This window comes from Bacillus sp. CD3-5, assembly GCF_006349665.1.
GTDB classification, from domain to species: Bacteria; Bacillota; Bacilli; order Bacillales; family Bacillaceae_G; genus Bacillus_A; species Bacillus_A paranthracis.
This window is the reverse complement of sequence record NZ_VEPX01000001.1, coordinates 430,611-446,377: the sequence shown is the minus strand read 5'-3', so window position 1 is coordinate 446,377 and position 15,767 is coordinate 430,611. Positions and strand designations below refer to the sequence as shown.

Sequence of the window (15,767 nt, the reverse complement as noted above, 5' to 3'; positions counted from 1 at the left end):
CAACAAAAAGGCTAACTTTGTGCTAGCCTACTTTTACACATGTTTCAAAAATAAAACTCTACTACCGCCATTCCCGTCATAATTTGTATGTACCGATACACCCTCTATCTCATCATCCCCAGCCTCAATTTGAAAGCCAATCTCCTTATGAAACTGTATCGATTTTTTATTAACTGGTGATGTGATTGCTTTCACAACTTTACGGTTATTTGCACGAGCGACATCAAAGAAATAAGAATACAATGTCGATGCGATTCCTCTTCTTCTATACTTCGGATTTACCCCGATAAAATGAACGTACGCTTCCTCTTTATGCGTTTGCGAAAAGAACCCGCATAAGAAACCTAACGTTTCGCCATCTTCTTCAATGATAAAACTCGTTTCTTGAAAGTGAACGAAAAACAATTTTGGCAACATGGCAGCCATGTCTCTCCCGCCCCACCAATCATTTAAAACAGAATGAATCTTTACATAATCTTCCCCTTGGATGTTTCTTACTCGCATACGTTTCTCCCTCTCACTCACTTCATTTTTTCATAAATTTTAATGACTGTTTCTACTAATAGGATGAATACCCATATTCCGCAAAATACAAGAACAGACTGGAATAAAGAACCTAACATAACGATACTTATTAAACCTAATTCTGATCCTGAAATGGACATTTCATCAAATCCTATATTATGTATAAATGGACCGGTTGAAAAAGCCATTAAAATTGATCCTATTAAATAAATTACGCTCATTATTTTTAATATTTTTATAGAAAGATACGAAGTTTGTTCTTGCTCCACTTGTGATAATTCGATTTCCCCGCTCGCAATTCCTTTTTGCAAACAGTCTTCACACAGAAATTCTTCCTTTATTTTTTTACCACCGTGCAACGTACCTGTTATTTCTTTACACCTTGAACATTTTCGATTTATCATGGTGTTACCACTCCAATCTATTAAGATTATACTTATATAATTCTACATTTACCTTAATATCCCTTTTATGTATTTTATAGAGAAAGGTCGTGTTTTATGATTTCAAAACTCACGTTTGGCTGGAAAAAACGTACCGTTCATTATGTATTAAGACCTAGTTGTTATGTGATTATTTTCCATTCGTCTTCTTCAATGATTGCTGTTATCCAAAAAGGAGACCGTTACTTTTTACCTGGTGGCGGTATCGAAGGTAATGAAACTAAAGAAGAATGTGTGCACCGTGAACTACTAGAGGAAATAGGATGGGCGATTGAAATTGATCAATATATCGGTAATGCAATGCGATATTTTTATGCTGAAAAGGAAGATACATATTATTTAAATGATGGGTTCTTTTATATTGCGAACATGGCTCAGAAACAAACTGAAAACTGTGAGGAGGATCATGTTTTACAGTGGATGTCTCCCTTATTTACTGTAGAGCTTCTCCTTCATGATTATCAAAAATGGGCCGTTGAACAAGCCCTTTTATTACGAAAACAAAAATGATCCCCTTCTATATGAAAGAGATCATTTTTACTATTAACTTACTTTTTTCAAATTGAGAGCTGGCTTTTTCATTCCGCCTTTTTTTACAACATATAAACCGATAAAGATGATAAGCCCGCCAACGAGTTGCATCATATTAATTTGCTCTCCAATTGTTACTGCCGCAAAGATAACTGCGAATAGTGGTACAAGATACATATAAACCATTACTTTCGTTGAGCCTATTCTACTAATACCGACATACCACATTGCAAGTCCGAAAATTGTCGCAAAGATGATTGAATATGCTAGTGATCCCCAGCTTGGCGTATCTACTGGCCATGTTAAAGAATTTACGTTGAATAAACAGTATATAACTAGCGGTACAATTCCAATTAAAGTAGACCATGATGTGACTCTCATTGCGGAATATTTTGTAATAAGAGGTTGTGCTAAAATTGGATACCATCCCCACGCAATTGCTGCGACTAATCCAATTATATTTCCGAGCCACGCATACTCGTAAGTAGCTCCTCCTGTATGTCCTGTTAATAAAACGAATGCTGCACCAATAAACGCTACTATTGAACCAATTTGTACTTTCATCGAAAAACGTTCTTGTTTGTGTAATACTGCTAATATCCCTGTAAAAATAGGTGACATCGCAATTAATAATGAGGCGTTCGTTGCTGAAGTATATTTCACAGATAGCATAAACATCGTTTGATACATTGTCGTACCAACGATACCGACTGCTACTAATCGTAACCAATCTTTTCTTTCAATGCGTAATGAGCGTTCCATTAAAAATGTAATAAGTAATAATACCGGTGATGCTACTAAAAATCGTAAACTATTAAATTGAATGGATGACATATATGCCACGCCATACTTTCCAATTGTATAATTCGCTCCCCATACTAATGCTACTGATACTAGGAGCCATTCCATTTGCCATCGTTTCATCCGAATCTCCCCTTCCATATTTAGCATAGTAAAATTGGCTGGATATAACACCGTCCAATTGGCTGTTTTTTTACCCAGCCAATTTGTTATACTGAATGTATATAAGAGTTACGGAGGCGTTTTTATGGAATGGAAGCTAGATAGCGACAGTAAAATCCCTATTTATCAGCAAGTTGTTGACTTTATTGAAAAACGTATTACATATGGAGAACTTCCTCCAGGTAGCTTCCTCCCTTCCGAACGGAAATTAGCTACACAGTTAAATGTAAACCGCAGTACAGTAACGACTGCTTATAATGAACTGCGTGCTATGGGAATTGTAGAAAGTACGACTGGTAAAGGAACACGCGTGAGTACACATATGTGGGGTGTTTCTCCAACATTAACGCCGAACTGGAGAAATTTCGTAGAAGGTGGTACGTTCTTACCAAACTTACCGTTACTTCGCCATATTCGGGCAGAAGTACAACAAAATGAAAATATTATTGATTTTGCAAACGGAGAGCTTGGTTGTAATCTTTATCCTCACGATCAACTACAAACGATTTTACGAGAACAACCGTTAACGCATGCATTAAGTTATGATCATCCGCAAGGGTACCTCCCGCTAAGACAAGCGGTAGTAAAATATATGAAAGAATATTTAAAAGTGGAAGCGACTGAACAATCGATTATGATTACATCTGGTGCACAGCAAGCCTTGCATCTTATCGTACAATGTTTATTAAATCCGGGTGATGCTGTCGCTTTCGAAAGTCCATCACACTGTTATTCCTTACCGTTATTCCAATCAGCAGGTATTCGTATTTTCCCATTACCTGTCGATGAACACGGTATTAATCCGGATGATGTGCAAGAGCTATATAGAAAGCATCGTATTAAAATGATTTTTTTAAATCCAAATTTCCAAAATCCTACAGGAACAATGCTTCATCCAAACCGTAGAAAAAAACTGTTATCACTTTGCGCAGACTTACGAATTGCAATTGTTGAAGATGATCCGTCCAGTTTACTTGCGCTAGAAAAAAAACAACCTTGCCCTACTTTGAAATCTATTGATGAAAACGGAACTGTCATTTATGTACATTCCTTATCTAAAATGATTGCACCAGGTTTACGAGTCGGCTGGCTTGTCGCCCCGCAGTCTGTAGTAGAAAGGTTATCCGACGCAAGACACCAAATGGAATTAGGTATGAGTATTTTCCCACAGTGGCTTATGCAACAATTTTTGGAAACAGTACCATTTCAATCTCATATCGTACCGTTACGAAAACAATTAGCAGAAAAAAGAGACGTTATCGTTCGCGCCTTAAATGAGCAACTTAACGATAAAATCTCTTTTTCAAACCCGACCGGCGGTATATACATATGGGGAAAATTAAAAGAACCGATAAACGAAAAACAACTTATTATGCAAAGTTTAAAACAAGAAATTGCATTTATGCCTGGTAGTATTTTCGGCGCGAAAGATGGTTATATTCGTTTATCTTATGGAAAAGTGGATATTGATCAAATTGAGGAAGGTATTTCTCGTTTGCGAGAAGCTATTTTAATTTGTGGAAAATAAGTAGCATCCTTACATATCGTCAATAGAATTTAATTAATGTTTAACTAAGTACATAAACTAAAAACCATTTTAGTTTATGTACTTGTATTAATTCATTTTTGAATTTCAATAAAATACGTATCATAAGACTCTTTAAAAGTGTAGCCTAGCTTTTTTGCTAGTTCAACAGATTCAGAATTTGCTCCATCCCAACTAGGGTATTTTCCTCTATCTAAACAATCTAATATAAGTGCAGATGCTACAATCTTAGCTAAACCTTTTCTTCTATGTTCAGGATGACTCGCAATTTCAATCTCGATCCCATCATCAAATATACTAAATGATGTTGCAGCAGAAACAACTTGTCCTTCATTTAAAATGGCGTACCCTACGCCCCTATCAATAAAATCATCAATTGAATCAAACTGACTAGTAAAATCTTCTGATAGTGCATGAAATGAAGAAGACTTTGCTATATCTTTATCGATTTTTTTCATTTCATAATCTTGAGGTAATGTAGACAAAATATCCTGTATGTATTCTTTATCTAAATCGCCGGGGTTCTTATTAAACCTAAACCTTTGAAACTTCTCAATTGATCCTTTGTGAACAGTCTCTATACGTTTTTTCCATTCTTCCGAATCAACAATGGCAAGAGTAAAATCAGGTAGATTATATAGTAACTCTTCCGCCTCTTTTGTGTTTGGATTCCCGGCATAAAACACAAAAATCCCTACAGTTATTTGAGCAACAGTTGGATTTTCAGGATTGTCTACCCACGCACTTCCCATATGCCCTTGGAGATAGGAAAGTACAATAGTACTATCGAAATTCCCAAACATCTCAACTAACTTTTTCCTTACATTGTTATCTGCTTTATAAATCATTCGATTCCTTCTTTCTGAAAATTATTATTATTACACCAATTATATATTAGCATATATTTTTAAATATATACAATTTTTGTAAGTTAACATGCGAAATCCTCGTTTGACAAAACCTAAATCTACCATTATTATCAACACGAACCTAGTTATAGGAGTGATAAAGATGAAAATTTACGTTGATGCAGATGCTTGTCCTGTAAAAGATGTAATTATTTTAGAGGCTACGAATGCAGAAATCCCTGTAACCCTCGTTACTAGCTTTTCTCATTATTCTAATGCTCAGCAGCCTAAAGGTGTGGAAACAATTTATGTTGATTCCGGAGCAGATGCTGCAGATTACCGCATTATGCAGTTAGCAAAAAAAGAAGATTTAATCGTAACACAAGATTACGGTCTTGCTTCGCTTGCATTAGCAAAAGGCTGTATCGTTCTACATCATAAAGGCTATAAGTATACGAATGATAACATTGAACAATTGTTACAAACACGATATTTAAGTGCAATGGTTCGAAAAAGTGGTAAGCGTACAAAAGGACCGAAACCATTTACAGCAGAAGATAAAGAGAAATTTAGAGTGCTCTTTAAAAGTATGATCGCACTTTAAAAATGAATTGTCTATTTGCTAGGAAAACTTCGCAACACAAAGAAGAGAATATCCAAATGAACATTCTCTTCTTGAGGTTTACCCGTTTAAAATGAAGGTAAATTATCTAAGTTATTTTCTTTTATTCCATCCGGTTCACTTCGTATAATATCTCTACCATACTTATGAAATACGTCCACATGAGCTAACTTCCCTGATTTCGCTTCACTAAGAGCAGTCATATAATCTAACTCTCTCCCGCTACTTGTTTTAAAAGCTATTAAATCGCCATCATCATTTTTACGAACAGCAACAATTTGTTCTGCTCCTGAATTGACTTCATGGTCTACTTCAAATTGAGCTTGCTCTTCTCCATGATGTAAGTATTCATTATACACTTTTTCAAAGTCTTTATTGTCCATAACCTTCACCTCCAACACTTTTTTTAGTATGGTTGGGAGGTGTTGGTTTTATGTAATTTCCTTTTAGAAAAATGTATTTTTAATACCTACGCAAACCCTTCAAAGTTTCCAATATATCATCTGTAAAGGCTGTACTACCTTCTGTCTCTAAAACTCTGAAATAAAAACTTCTTAAGAAATTTCTAATATTTTGTACTAAAATATCATGCTGCGGATGTCGGATGTCTTCAACCGTTGCTATACTATGTAACCAATTGCTCCACTCTTCTTCTGTTAAAAGATTTTGATTACGTAACGACATAATTGGCGTTACTAATCTCTCATCCTCAAAGTGTATGTATACGTAGTCATGTAAGCGGACCTTCTGACGAACAGCAGCTAATATTGCATATGAAAACTCACGATTTTGTATTGTACGTGCTAAAGCATCGAGCGCATCTGCTGCATGTGCAGTAGAGTGTGCCCAGCCTTTTCCTTCCACGTAACCCCTTACATCTTCTTCTAAATATACATATTCCAGCACTTGTTCTGCCACACTGTACAGTTGCTCTTCCGATAACAGTGGTTCTCTTTCATGAACAGATAAAATAAGTGGCGGAATTAATACGGAGAATGCACGTTTAAATACAGAGTCTGTTCCCTTTTCACCAATTTTATAAAATAAATAATCAGGACTAATCGCTTGTAGCATTAATCCTCGTAATTCCTTTTGTCTAAATACATCATTTGTAATCCATGTGTGAAGCGTACTATAAATTAAATCATCACGTAATTCAGCATCAGGTGATCCGATATAATCTAGCATCCACTGCGCATATGGATATGCATCTACGTCTTTTGGTACAGCATAATTGTTATTTTTAATTTGTAGTAATTCTTCTTTTAGTTCTAGTACTTCTGTCATTTTTTTATCCCCTTTAAATTTCTCTTCCTGAATCATTCCCTATTAGTATCATAAAATTAAATCCATTCTTAATGCAATATAAAATAGAATCAGTAATTATCTTTACTATGTAACAGTTCTTCCAATATTGTTTTCACTTCTTCTTCTAATTCATTAATCGTTCCGCTATAAAGTGTTCCTATATTACTACTTTTTCGATATCCTTTGTAATAGTACCAAAGCAGGATAGTGCAGACTTCCTCTGTTTTTAAAGCATCACATTCAAAATTAATTTCTGAACGATATTCATATTCTAAGCAATTATTAGATGTTAGTTCTTCTAACTCATCGCCATCTATATCCCTTATAATGGACAGCTTCAAATTTAATTTACCCTTCTGCACAAAACGTTCTTCATATATCTTTTGATACTTACTACAAATATCCTCACTTAAATTTTCTAGTTCCATTATTTTTTGTTTTAATTGTTCATTTATCTGTTCGTTTTTTATCTCTAAATATTGTCCGTCCTCTCCCTCATTCCCTTTATTATTTTCTTTTTGAAACCATTTAAACAAATGTTCATCCCTCCTATATACACTGTATTAATCTCTTTTATATACAACTACCGTATCATCAAAATCACTATTCCGAAATACAACATCCGCACACTCTTTCGGATTATGCTCATCTATATATATCTTACAAGCCGCATGATACCTGTTTAAAAACATTTTTTCAGCTTCTTCATAACTTCCAAAAGCCTCAGTCTCGCGCTTTGCACCACGTTTTCTCGCAATCTCAAAATCTGTATCTACAAAGATTTTGTAATCAAATAAATGCTCAACGTCTTTTTTTAATAGAAATGTTCCATCTACTATGAGTACCATATTGGGTTGAGCCATTAACGGCTCATTATGTACAGGAATATCCGTTTTTAAATTATGAGAAATCGTTTCATACTGTAAATTCCCATTAGGTCCTAAAGGTTTTAATAGTCTTTCTTTAAAAGCTGTATAATCGTGTGCATCTTCATAATACCCTCTTGCAGATTCTTTACCTTGTGTATAACGAATCACTTTTGGGTTATGAAAATCGTCAATGCTAGCGCGCGTTACTGGTAACCCTCGTTTTTTTATTTCTTCCGCTACTTCGTTTGCAAATGTTGTTTTTCCTGATGCTGTAATACCGCCTACTCCAACTCTTGTTGGATGCGTTACATTTAACATTAAAATATGATTAGCAATTTCTTTTATACATTGTTTTCGGTTCATGATATTTCTCCCTTCATTTAGTTTACATAACAAAATTATAATTAACTTTTTATGTCACTATTTGTCACTATTTGTCGGTAAGTCGATATCCTTTGTCGAATCGTTGATATATTGAAAAAATCGTTGATATATTTTAAGTTATGATAGATATATTTGAAAAATCGTTGATATATTATGATTGGCTTACTTTCCCTTAAAACCTCGATACAATGCAGTTCGTAATTCTTGTTTGTATTCTTCAATTTCTGGCATATCGAGTTCTTTTGCTAGTCTGATAGCTAATTCAATATCATACGGTACACGTACGAGTTGTATGGAAAAGCTCGCTGCTTCTTTTTCATTGTAAATCCCTTCGAATATTAAATAAGAAGCTTGTGTAATTTCAAGCGGATTTCCTACACTACCAGCATTACATAACGTTTTCCCTCTGAAATTTTGAACGAATGCTTGGTGAACGTCACCGTAGCAAACGACATCTGGTTTTCTTTCTCCTTCTATATTCTCCGTGAACTCACTGTTTTCGAACATACTAATACGCTCTTCTCTTGAAGCGTGTGGTTGTATTCTTTCATATAAACTTCTCGGTGAAGCGTGAAACATTCGAATGAGTTTTCCACTCATATAAAACTCGATTGAAAATGGTAACCTTCTTAAATAGTCATTTTGTTCTTCCGATAGTTGTTTTTGATGCCATTTTAACGCTTCAAATTCCGTCGGTTTTGTGATGAAATCATCCCAGTTCCCCATTACAACTACTTCACATTCTTTACGAATGATTTCAATTACTTCGCTAGAATGAGGACCTTTTCCGACTAAATCTCCAAGGCAAATTATGCGTTTGATTCCTCTCAATTTAATATCTTGCAGTACAGATTCTAAAGCTGGAATATTACCATGTATATCTGAAATTACCGCAATTTTGTCCATATGTATTCCTCCTTTATTTATTAAATTCACTTAATTGGTACCATTTTGGAATATAGGATGAAAATTGATTATGATCTTCTAAAATTCCGTTTAATCTTTCCTTCATATCATTTACTAAATGGGGTGTGCTTCGGTTAGTCCAAACGATATCCGCTGGGAATGTCATTGCTGCATATAATGAGTACAGTTTCCAAAAATGAAGTGACGGTTCTCCTCCGCAATAACCGTGAACTTGTCCAACCGCAAATGGTTTACTTATTCTTATAGTAAAAATCGCTACGTTATAAAAATCGTGTATGGGATCGCCAAAATCATATCCACCAAAATCAATAACGATAAATTCCTTATTATGAATCATACTATTTGCTGGATGGAAGTCATCGTGTAAAAATGTAATTGGACGATTTTTTAATAAGTCTTTATGATTTTCTACAAAAGTTAATACTGGCTTCAAATCTAGAAAATCCACTTCATAATTTGCTAATGCCTCTATGTATCTTTTGTATTTATTCCATCTAGATGTTTCCCATTTATTACTTGCACTTTCTTTTTCTATCGAGTGTATCCTCTTTAATACTTCTCCTGCTTTTCTTCCTGCATGATACTGTTCTTCCGCCAATAGCTTCCTTAAACCTTCTTCACCATTTACACCTTGGACCCATTCAAATACTTGAACACATTTATTTAATTCCTCAAGTTTTATGAAGTGAATTAACTTCGGCGTTGGAATATGTAATAACTCTAATTGTTTCATATACGTATATTCTTCTTGTTTACGTTCAAAATGAACAGCATCACATACTTTTACAAAATATGTTACTCTATTTTCTAATTCTATTTTATATTTCTCTTCATGTGAAAAACCTTTTGAAATCGCTGTACACTTTACAATACGAGGCCATTCTAGTTGTCTCTCTATCTCTCTATACATTTCTTCCAAAGCGTTCACCTCTATCAATATATGTACAAACTACCTAACACTTCATACTCCCGTTTATTTTCCCCTTTAAATTCTACTGCAAATGGATATTCGCCATGATTCTTCAAATATTGTAGTACTAGCCCTTCTCCGATTGGTTCACAAAACTGTACTTGAATGTCACCAAACGATACACTTTGACACTCCGCATTCCATTCTTCATTTTTCACGACCGGACTTGCATATAGCTCCATTACTTCTTTCCATTTCTGTACTGTTTCTCGAACATTTTTCACTGCGTAATGAATCGTTTCAATTTGTTGTACGTTGTTTTTATGTTCAGTAATCGTTCCTATGTTACGTAAATCATTTCTTCTTTCTTCGTCCGTTTCATTCCATTGTATAAAGAAAGGTAATTTCGGTCCGTTCTCTTCTTGCTTTATAAATAACATTTTCCACTCTAAAAGGCGGCCATCTTTTCTCATGCGTTTCCCTTCAAATGGTCCTATCGTATGTATACCGTGCTTACTAAATTTAACTGCTAGTTCTTCAATGGCATCTGTTCGAATTGCGATTTGTAGCATTCCTTCTCCATCTTGTAATTTCACTACTGTTTCTTGTACTAATGGATTGTCTGCTTTCTTCGCTTTTTCTTCATGTTGAACTGCTAAAAATTCTATATAAGATAAATCAAAATAACATAAACTATTCCAAGTACCCCAAGTAGCATGCTCTCCGCCTAGTACAGTATGAAATCCACGCTCCTGCATTTGTTTTGCCGCTTCTTCCGGTGTGCCATGAACTGCGTGAACGAGATGATCAAATCGTAACATGTCTTTCTCCCCTTTCTCTCCATCCTTTTATTGTATATTTTATTTTTCTTTCATTCAATTCAAAAAACTTTAAAACCTAGTTGATTTATACGATTAATGTGTATTATAATGAAACAAATTTCAATATTGCTGATTGGAAAAACCAAAGGCACTTTTCTCACACGGGAAAAGTGCCTTTTTCATTTACTATTACAGGGGGATTTTTTATGCAGAAATTAATTGTCTTTGCTATTATTGGATTTTTCGCTCAATTAATCGATGGAGCGCTTGGAATGGCGTACGGGGTAACGTCTACCTCACTTTTACTAATGTTTGGTATCGCACCGGCTGTAGCTTCCGCATCTGTTCATTTAGCTGAAGTTGTTACAACCGCCGCTTCTGGTGCATCTCACCTCAAATTTGGGAACGTTGATAAATACACCGTTTCCAGGCTTACATTACCAGGAGCAATTGGTGCATTTGTTGGGGCATGTTTTTTAAGTAATTTACCTGGCGATGTCATTAAACCGTACATTTCCGTATTTTTATTTACTTTAGGGGTTTATATTTTATTACGATTCATCATTCAAAAACAGATTGTTACTTCAAATAAACGTATGTCTGCTAAACAGCTTGTTCCGCTTGGCTTATTCGCTGGATTCGTTGATTCAACTGGTGGTGGTGGCTGGGGTCCGATTACGACACCTGTACTTTTGGCAAGAGGAAATGAAGCTAGAAAAGTTATCGGATCTGTAGATACGAGCGAGTTTCCTGTTTCACTTGCCGCAACAATTGGTTTCTTCATCTCACTCGGTTGGGAACAAGTAAGTTGGGTTTGGGTATTTTCTCTCATGCTCGGTGGTATCGTTGCGGCACCAATCGCTGCATGGTTAGTACGCATCGTTCCTTCTCATTTACTTGGCGTATTAGTTGGTGGCCTTATAATCTTTACAAACATTCGTACACTACTTACTACATTTAAAGTGGATCCAACTATTATTTCACTTTCTTACGTGGCAATTGGTCTTGTCGTTATTATTTCTATTTTCATTGCTGTTCGCAATCATTCCAATCGTTCTAACACACCGACAACTGGATATCCGAATGAACAAAAACAAATGCTTCCATAACAATAAAAATACCGCCCGATACACTTCGAGCGGTATTTTTTATTTTTCTATTTTCCAATTAATCATCGTTTCTGTAGTACCCATTCTCTTCATATGTAATTTCTCTAATACACGAATCGAGCTTTCGTTTTCAAGAAGTGTCTCCGCAATAATTGTTTCTACCTCTCCAGTTTGAAAAGTCCAATTTATTAGTTCTCTTACAGCTTCTGTCGCATACCCTTTATTCCAATATTTCTCAATAAAACCGTAACCAATTTCTACTGTATGCTCCTCATTTGGTTTCCCTTTAAACCCTATATCACCTAGAACGATGTCATCTTCTTTTCGAATGACATACCACGCGCCCCAAGGTAATAGATCCTTATCCTGTTTTACATTTTCTACATGCCCTACAACATGAGGACCACTATTATATCCTTGCTCGTTAGCAACGTGAATACTCTCTTCTGTACACGGCACTATATAGAGCCTTTCTGTTTCTAATTTCATATTGATTTCCCCTTTTTTGCTTAAATGCTACTCTAATTATACCAAAAAATATGACCTTATTATGAATGTCGAATTATATTTTCTGAATTTTCTTTTTATTTTTAAAGGATTTTTCAATATTTTTTGCGAAACATTTGTATAACAATTTTTTCTTTGCTTATTGTTACATAATAGTAGGTTCGGGTGGAGTTTTGCAAGCGTTTCCTATACAATAACCGCTCTTTTTTGATTTTTTCCTACAAAATATCTTGCAATATATTCAGAAACTCATTACAATTGCCATATATTAAAAATCTTAGCAATATATCAAATCCTCATCAATCCGATGAGGTAGAGGTTGCGACTTTTAAGAGTAAAACGGACGAGACACAGAGAAAGTCACCGACTCCGTTTGAAAGGAAAAGTTGCCGAAGTTTATATTTCTTCTCTGGAAATATGAGCTGGGGCTGTCTCCGAAAGGAACAGAACTGTCACGTTTACAAAATTACCGTGTAAACGTGGGGTGCTATCTTAACGGAAGGGTATGATGGGGTGGTTATTTGTGAAACGTTCCGCCAAATTCCTTTGGCGGTTTTTTGTATTTTTCTCCCCCGCTCCTTCCTATCTTACAAGAAAAGGAGTGTTGAACATGAATAGCGCAACGAATCAAACTACCTCTCAAACAGAAACTACAAAAGGAAAAGGTGAATTAAGACGCGGTCTAAAATCAAGGCACCTTACGATGATTTCTCTCGGCGGTACAATTGGTACCGGACTATTTCTTGCCAGCGGTGGTGTCATCCATTCAGCTGGACCTGGCGGTGCATTAATTGCATACGCCGCAATTGGAATTATGGTTTACTTCTTAATGACAAGCTTAGCTGAACTCGCAGCTTACATGCCTGTTACTGGATCTTTTAGCACGTACGCAACAAAATTTGTTGATCCATCACTTGGCTTTGCACTTGGTTGGAACTATTGGTATAACTGGGCCATTACAATTGCTGCTGAACTAGCGGCTGTAACATTAATTATGAAATTTTGGTTCCCTGATACCCCTTCTCTTATTTGGAGCGGATTATGTTTAGCTATTATTTTCCTTTTAAACTACTTATCTGTTAAAGGGTTTGGTGAATCTGAATATTGGTTCGCACTTATTAAAGTAGTTACCATTATTATCTTTTTAATTGTCGGTTTCATGATGATTTTCGGAATTATGGGCGGCGAAACTGTTGGCTTCAAAAACTTCACTGTTGCAGATGCACCATTTAACGGTGGTATCATGGCAATTATCGGAGTATTTATGGCAGCTGGTTTCTCCTTCCAAGGAACTGAATTACTTGGGGTAGCTGCTGGTGAAACTTCTGATCCAGAGCGTAATATTCCGAAAGCAATTCGTTCGATCTTTTGGCGTATTCTTTTATTCTATATCCTTGCCATTCTCGTTATCGGTTTATTAATTCCTTATACAACTGAAAGCCTTGCTGCAAGTGATGTAACAGTAAGTCCATTTACACTTATTTTTGAAAAAGCGGGCGTTGCCTTTGCTGCTTCTGTTATGAACGCTGTTATTTTAACGGCAGTACTATCTGCTGGTAACTCTGGTATGTATGCTTCAACTCGTATGCTTTGGGATTTAGCTCGCCAAGGGAAAGCACCAAAGTTTCTGGGTAAATTAGATAGCCGCGGTGTACCTGTTAACGCATTAATCGTAACATCGATTGTCGGTAGTATCGCTTTCATTGCTTCTTTATTCGGTGACGGTGTTGTATACATTTGGTTATTAAATGCATCAGGAATGTCTGGTTTTATCGCTTGGGTCGGCATTGCAATTAGTCATTACCGTTTCCGTAAAGCATATATCGCACAAGGAAAAGATTTAAATGACTTACCATATAGAGCAAAATGGTTCCCATTCGGTCCAATCTTCGCATTTACACTTTGTATCATCGTAATTTTAGGACAAAACTACGGCGCATTTATGGGTGAATCAATCGATTGGAATGGCGTACTCGTTTCTTACATCGGTTTACCCCTCTTCTTAGCACTATGGTTAGGATATAAATTTACGAAAAAAACAAAAGTGATTCCACTTGATAAATGTGAACTAAAATAAAGTGAAACTTTAATCCGTGGGGGTTTTCTTCATCCCCCACGGATTATTAGTTGAACCAATCGGACTTTTATGGACAGTTGATCCCCCACCTAACTTCTTTTCTTTCGCTGCATTTTGAGGTGGGGGTCTTACTGCCCATTAAAGTCGGATAAAGTGAAACGAGCAAACTAATTTGTTTGCTCGTTTTTTATTGCAAACCTCTTTGCTTCCCTATTGCTCCTGTTTTTGCAATAATAAAGGAAATATAAATAAAGGTTGGGATACAATGAACATTCGTATTACTGATGAAGCAATAGCAGCTATACATAGATTAGAACGTGAAGACAAAAAGATCATTCGCGTTAGAGGGACAATGACAAACTCTTGTAGTATTTTCGTTGATGTAGATTTAATTTGGGATACATATAATGCAGATGACGTTATATATGAAGATGCTGATTTTATCGTACAAATGGATTCATTTACGAAAGACTACACTGGTGATACAGTGAAACTTGATTATAAGACGACAGGTTTTAGTATTACGACTCCGAGTGAGACTTTAGTTTATGGATTGTCGATTAAAAAATAAAACTTGTTTTCAACTGACCACTGAGGTGAAAAAATGGGTAAATATGTTCCGCTAAAATTTTTGTTTAACGAAGAATTAGCAGAAAAAATGGCTGATTCTATTTGTAAACACGATCCTACTTTCTCTAAAAGAAACTTTGTGTCTTCCGTAACATGTAAAATTGAAAATTTAGAGTTAAAGCAGCGTATTGAAGTAATGGCAGATGAATTACATAATGCTTTACAAAAAGATTTTAATGAAGCAATACATATATTACTAAAAACGTTAGGCCCAGAAAATACAACAGAAGTAGGCACATTTACAAACGGATATATGTACATGCCTATCGCAAAATACGTTGAAAAATATGGGCTTAACGATTTTGAAACCTCATTCAACGCCATGTATGAAATAACGAAAAGGAATACTGCTGAATATGCCATTCGGCCTTTTCTTCAAACATACCATGAAGACACACTAAACATATTACAAAAGTGGATTCATGATGAAAACAGTCACATTAGAAGATTAGTTTCTGAAGGTACGAGACCTAGACTTCCTTGGGCTAAAAAAATAGGAGCTCTGAAAGGTGACTTTCAGTACAATTTACAGCTTCTTGAGCCTTTAATGAATGACCCTTCTAAATACGTTCAAAAATCTGTAGCCAATCATATTAACGATATTACGAAAGAAGATAAAGAACTTGTTTTTCAATGGTTGCAGCAATTACGTGATAAACAGCATCCAGTTAATCCTTGGATTATAAAACATGGGTTAAGAACGGTAATAAAAAATGATACTTTACCAAAAGATTTTTATTTTTGAGT

The 15,767-nt window shown here is 35.4% G+C and carries 19 protein-coding genes and 1 riboswitch; of the genes, 7 read left to right on the top strand and 12 right to left on the bottom strand.

Annotation, left to right across the window (positions count from 1 at the left end):
• Positions 1 to 33: 33 nt before the first annotated feature.
• Complete coding sequence (locus FH036_RS02275) at positions 34 to 504, bottom strand: GNAT family N-acetyltransferase (protein ID WP_139895265.1); 471 nt, start codon at positions 502 to 504, stop codon at positions 34 to 36.
• 17 nt (positions 505 to 521) lie between these two features.
• Complete coding sequence (locus FH036_RS02270) at positions 522 to 929, bottom strand: DUF3980 domain-containing protein (protein ID WP_139895264.1); 408 nt, start codon at positions 927 to 929, stop codon at positions 522 to 524.
• Between the two features lie 96 nt (positions 930 to 1,025).
• Here FH036_RS02270 and FH036_RS02265 point away from each other — a divergent pair, with 96 nt between their 5' ends.
• On the top strand, positions 1,026 to 1,478 hold the full coding sequence (locus FH036_RS02265) for an NUDIX hydrolase (protein ID WP_139895263.1): 453 nt from the start codon (positions 1,026 to 1,028) through the stop codon (positions 1,476 to 1,478).
• 33 nt (positions 1,479 to 1,511) lie between these two features.
• Here the strand turns inward: FH036_RS02265 and FH036_RS02260 are convergent, their stop codons facing one another.
• Positions 1,512 to 2,423 carry a DMT family transporter gene (locus tag FH036_RS02260; RefSeq protein WP_139895262.1) on the bottom strand — a complete coding sequence of 304 codons (912 nt, stop codon included), beginning with the start codon at positions 2,421 to 2,423 and terminating at the stop codon, positions 1,512 to 1,514.
• A gap of 124 nt (positions 2,424 to 2,547) precedes the next feature.
• Here FH036_RS02260 and pdxR point away from each other — a divergent pair, with 124 nt between their 5' ends.
• A complete protein-coding gene (pdxR, locus tag FH036_RS02255) occupies positions 2,548 to 3,990 on the top strand; it encodes a MocR-like pyridoxine biosynthesis transcription factor PdxR (RefSeq protein ID WP_139895261.1) in 1,443 nt (480 codons plus the stop codon).
• Positions 3,991 to 4,082: 92 nt separating this feature from the next.
• Here the strand turns inward: pdxR and FH036_RS02250 are convergent, their stop codons facing one another.
• Entirely contained in the window at positions 4,083 to 4,856 is a 774-nt protein-coding gene (locus FH036_RS02250; protein WP_139895260.1) for a GNAT family N-acetyltransferase, read from the bottom strand.
• A gap of 163 nt (positions 4,857 to 5,019) precedes the next feature.
• Between FH036_RS02250 and FH036_RS02245 the strand changes: the two genes are divergently transcribed.
• Entirely contained in the window at positions 5,020 to 5,460 is a 441-nt protein-coding gene (locus FH036_RS02245) for a YaiI/YqxD family protein (RefSeq protein ID WP_138321752.1), read from the top strand.
• Between the two features lie 86 nt (positions 5,461 to 5,546).
• Here the strand turns inward: FH036_RS02245 and FH036_RS02240 are convergent, their stop codons facing one another.
• The 7 genes from FH036_RS02240 to FH036_RS02210 all read right to left on the bottom strand — a co-directional run bounded on the left by FH036_RS02240 (position 5,547) and on the right by FH036_RS02210 (position 10,697).
• Positions 5,547 to 5,861 carry a DUF3892 domain-containing protein gene (locus tag FH036_RS02240; RefSeq protein WP_138321750.1) on the bottom strand — a complete coding sequence of 105 codons (315 nt, stop codon included), beginning with the start codon at positions 5,859 to 5,861 and terminating at the stop codon, positions 5,547 to 5,549.
• Between the two features lie 79 nt (positions 5,862 to 5,940).
• Positions 5,941 to 6,765 carry a DUF2785 domain-containing protein gene (locus tag FH036_RS02235; RefSeq protein ID WP_139895259.1) on the bottom strand — a complete coding sequence of 275 codons (825 nt, stop codon included), beginning with the start codon at positions 6,763 to 6,765 and terminating at the stop codon, positions 5,941 to 5,943.
• Positions 6,766 to 6,854: 89 nt separating this feature from the next.
• Positions 6,855 to 7,322: a hypothetical protein gene (locus FH036_RS02230; protein ID WP_000477567.1), complete on the bottom strand. Its 468-nt coding sequence runs from the start codon at positions 7,320 to 7,322 to the stop codon at positions 6,855 to 6,857.
• A gap of 27 nt (positions 7,323 to 7,349) precedes the next feature.
• Positions 7,350 to 8,018, bottom strand: coding sequence for a nucleoside/nucleotide kinase family protein (locus FH036_RS02225; RefSeq protein ID WP_139895258.1), 669 nt, complete (start codon positions 8,016 to 8,018; stop codon positions 7,350 to 7,352).
• A 183-nt stretch (positions 8,019 to 8,201) separates the two neighbouring features.
• Complete coding sequence (locus FH036_RS02220) at positions 8,202 to 8,945, bottom strand: metallophosphoesterase family protein (RefSeq protein ID WP_139895257.1); 744 nt, start codon at positions 8,943 to 8,945, stop codon at positions 8,202 to 8,204.
• 13 nt (positions 8,946 to 8,958) lie between these two features.
• Positions 8,959 to 9,885 (bottom strand): aminoglycoside phosphotransferase family protein, encoded by a 927-nt coding sequence (locus FH036_RS02215; RefSeq protein ID WP_139895256.1) that lies wholly within the window; start codon positions 9,883 to 9,885, stop codon positions 8,959 to 8,961.
• 14 nt (positions 9,886 to 9,899) lie between these two features.
• Entirely contained in the window at positions 9,900 to 10,697 is a 798-nt protein-coding gene (locus FH036_RS02210; protein WP_000943357.1) for a VOC family protein, read from the bottom strand.
• Positions 10,698 to 10,903: 206 nt separating this feature from the next.
• Between FH036_RS02210 and FH036_RS02205 the strand changes: the two genes are divergently transcribed.
• Positions 10,904 to 11,806 carry a sulfite exporter TauE/SafE family protein gene (locus tag FH036_RS02205; protein ID WP_139895255.1) on the top strand — a complete coding sequence of 301 codons (903 nt, stop codon included), beginning with the start codon at positions 10,904 to 10,906 and terminating at the stop codon, positions 11,804 to 11,806.
• 39 nt (positions 11,807 to 11,845) lie between these two features.
• Here FH036_RS02205 and FH036_RS02200 read toward each other — a convergent pair whose 3' ends face one another.
• Positions 11,846 to 12,295, bottom strand: coding sequence for a GNAT family N-acetyltransferase (locus FH036_RS02200; protein WP_000764629.1), 450 nt, complete (start codon positions 12,293 to 12,295; stop codon positions 11,846 to 11,848).
• Between the two features lie 323 nt (positions 12,296 to 12,618).
• Positions 12,619 to 12,811, top strand: a riboswitch (Lysine riboswitch).
• 112 nt (positions 12,812 to 12,923) lie between these two features.
• On the opposite strand from FH036_RS02200, the gene FH036_RS02195 reads away from it, so the two are divergent.
• From FH036_RS02195 to FH036_RS02185, 3 genes are all read left to right on the top strand, one after another.
• A complete protein-coding gene (locus tag FH036_RS02195) occupies positions 12,924 to 14,390 on the top strand; it encodes an amino acid permease (protein WP_001083411.1) in 1,467 nt (488 codons plus the stop codon).
• 265 nt (positions 14,391 to 14,655) lie between these two features.
• On the top strand, positions 14,656 to 14,961 hold the full coding sequence (locus FH036_RS02190; protein WP_044792978.1) for an iron-sulfur cluster biosynthesis family protein: 306 nt from the start codon (positions 14,656 to 14,658) through the stop codon (positions 14,959 to 14,961).
• Between the two features lie 33 nt (positions 14,962 to 14,994).
• Complete coding sequence (locus tag FH036_RS02185; RefSeq protein ID WP_138321742.1) at positions 14,995 to 15,765, top strand: DNA alkylation repair protein; 771 nt, start codon at positions 14,995 to 14,997, stop codon at positions 15,763 to 15,765.
• The last annotated feature ends 2 nt before the right edge of the window (positions 15,766 to 15,767 follow it).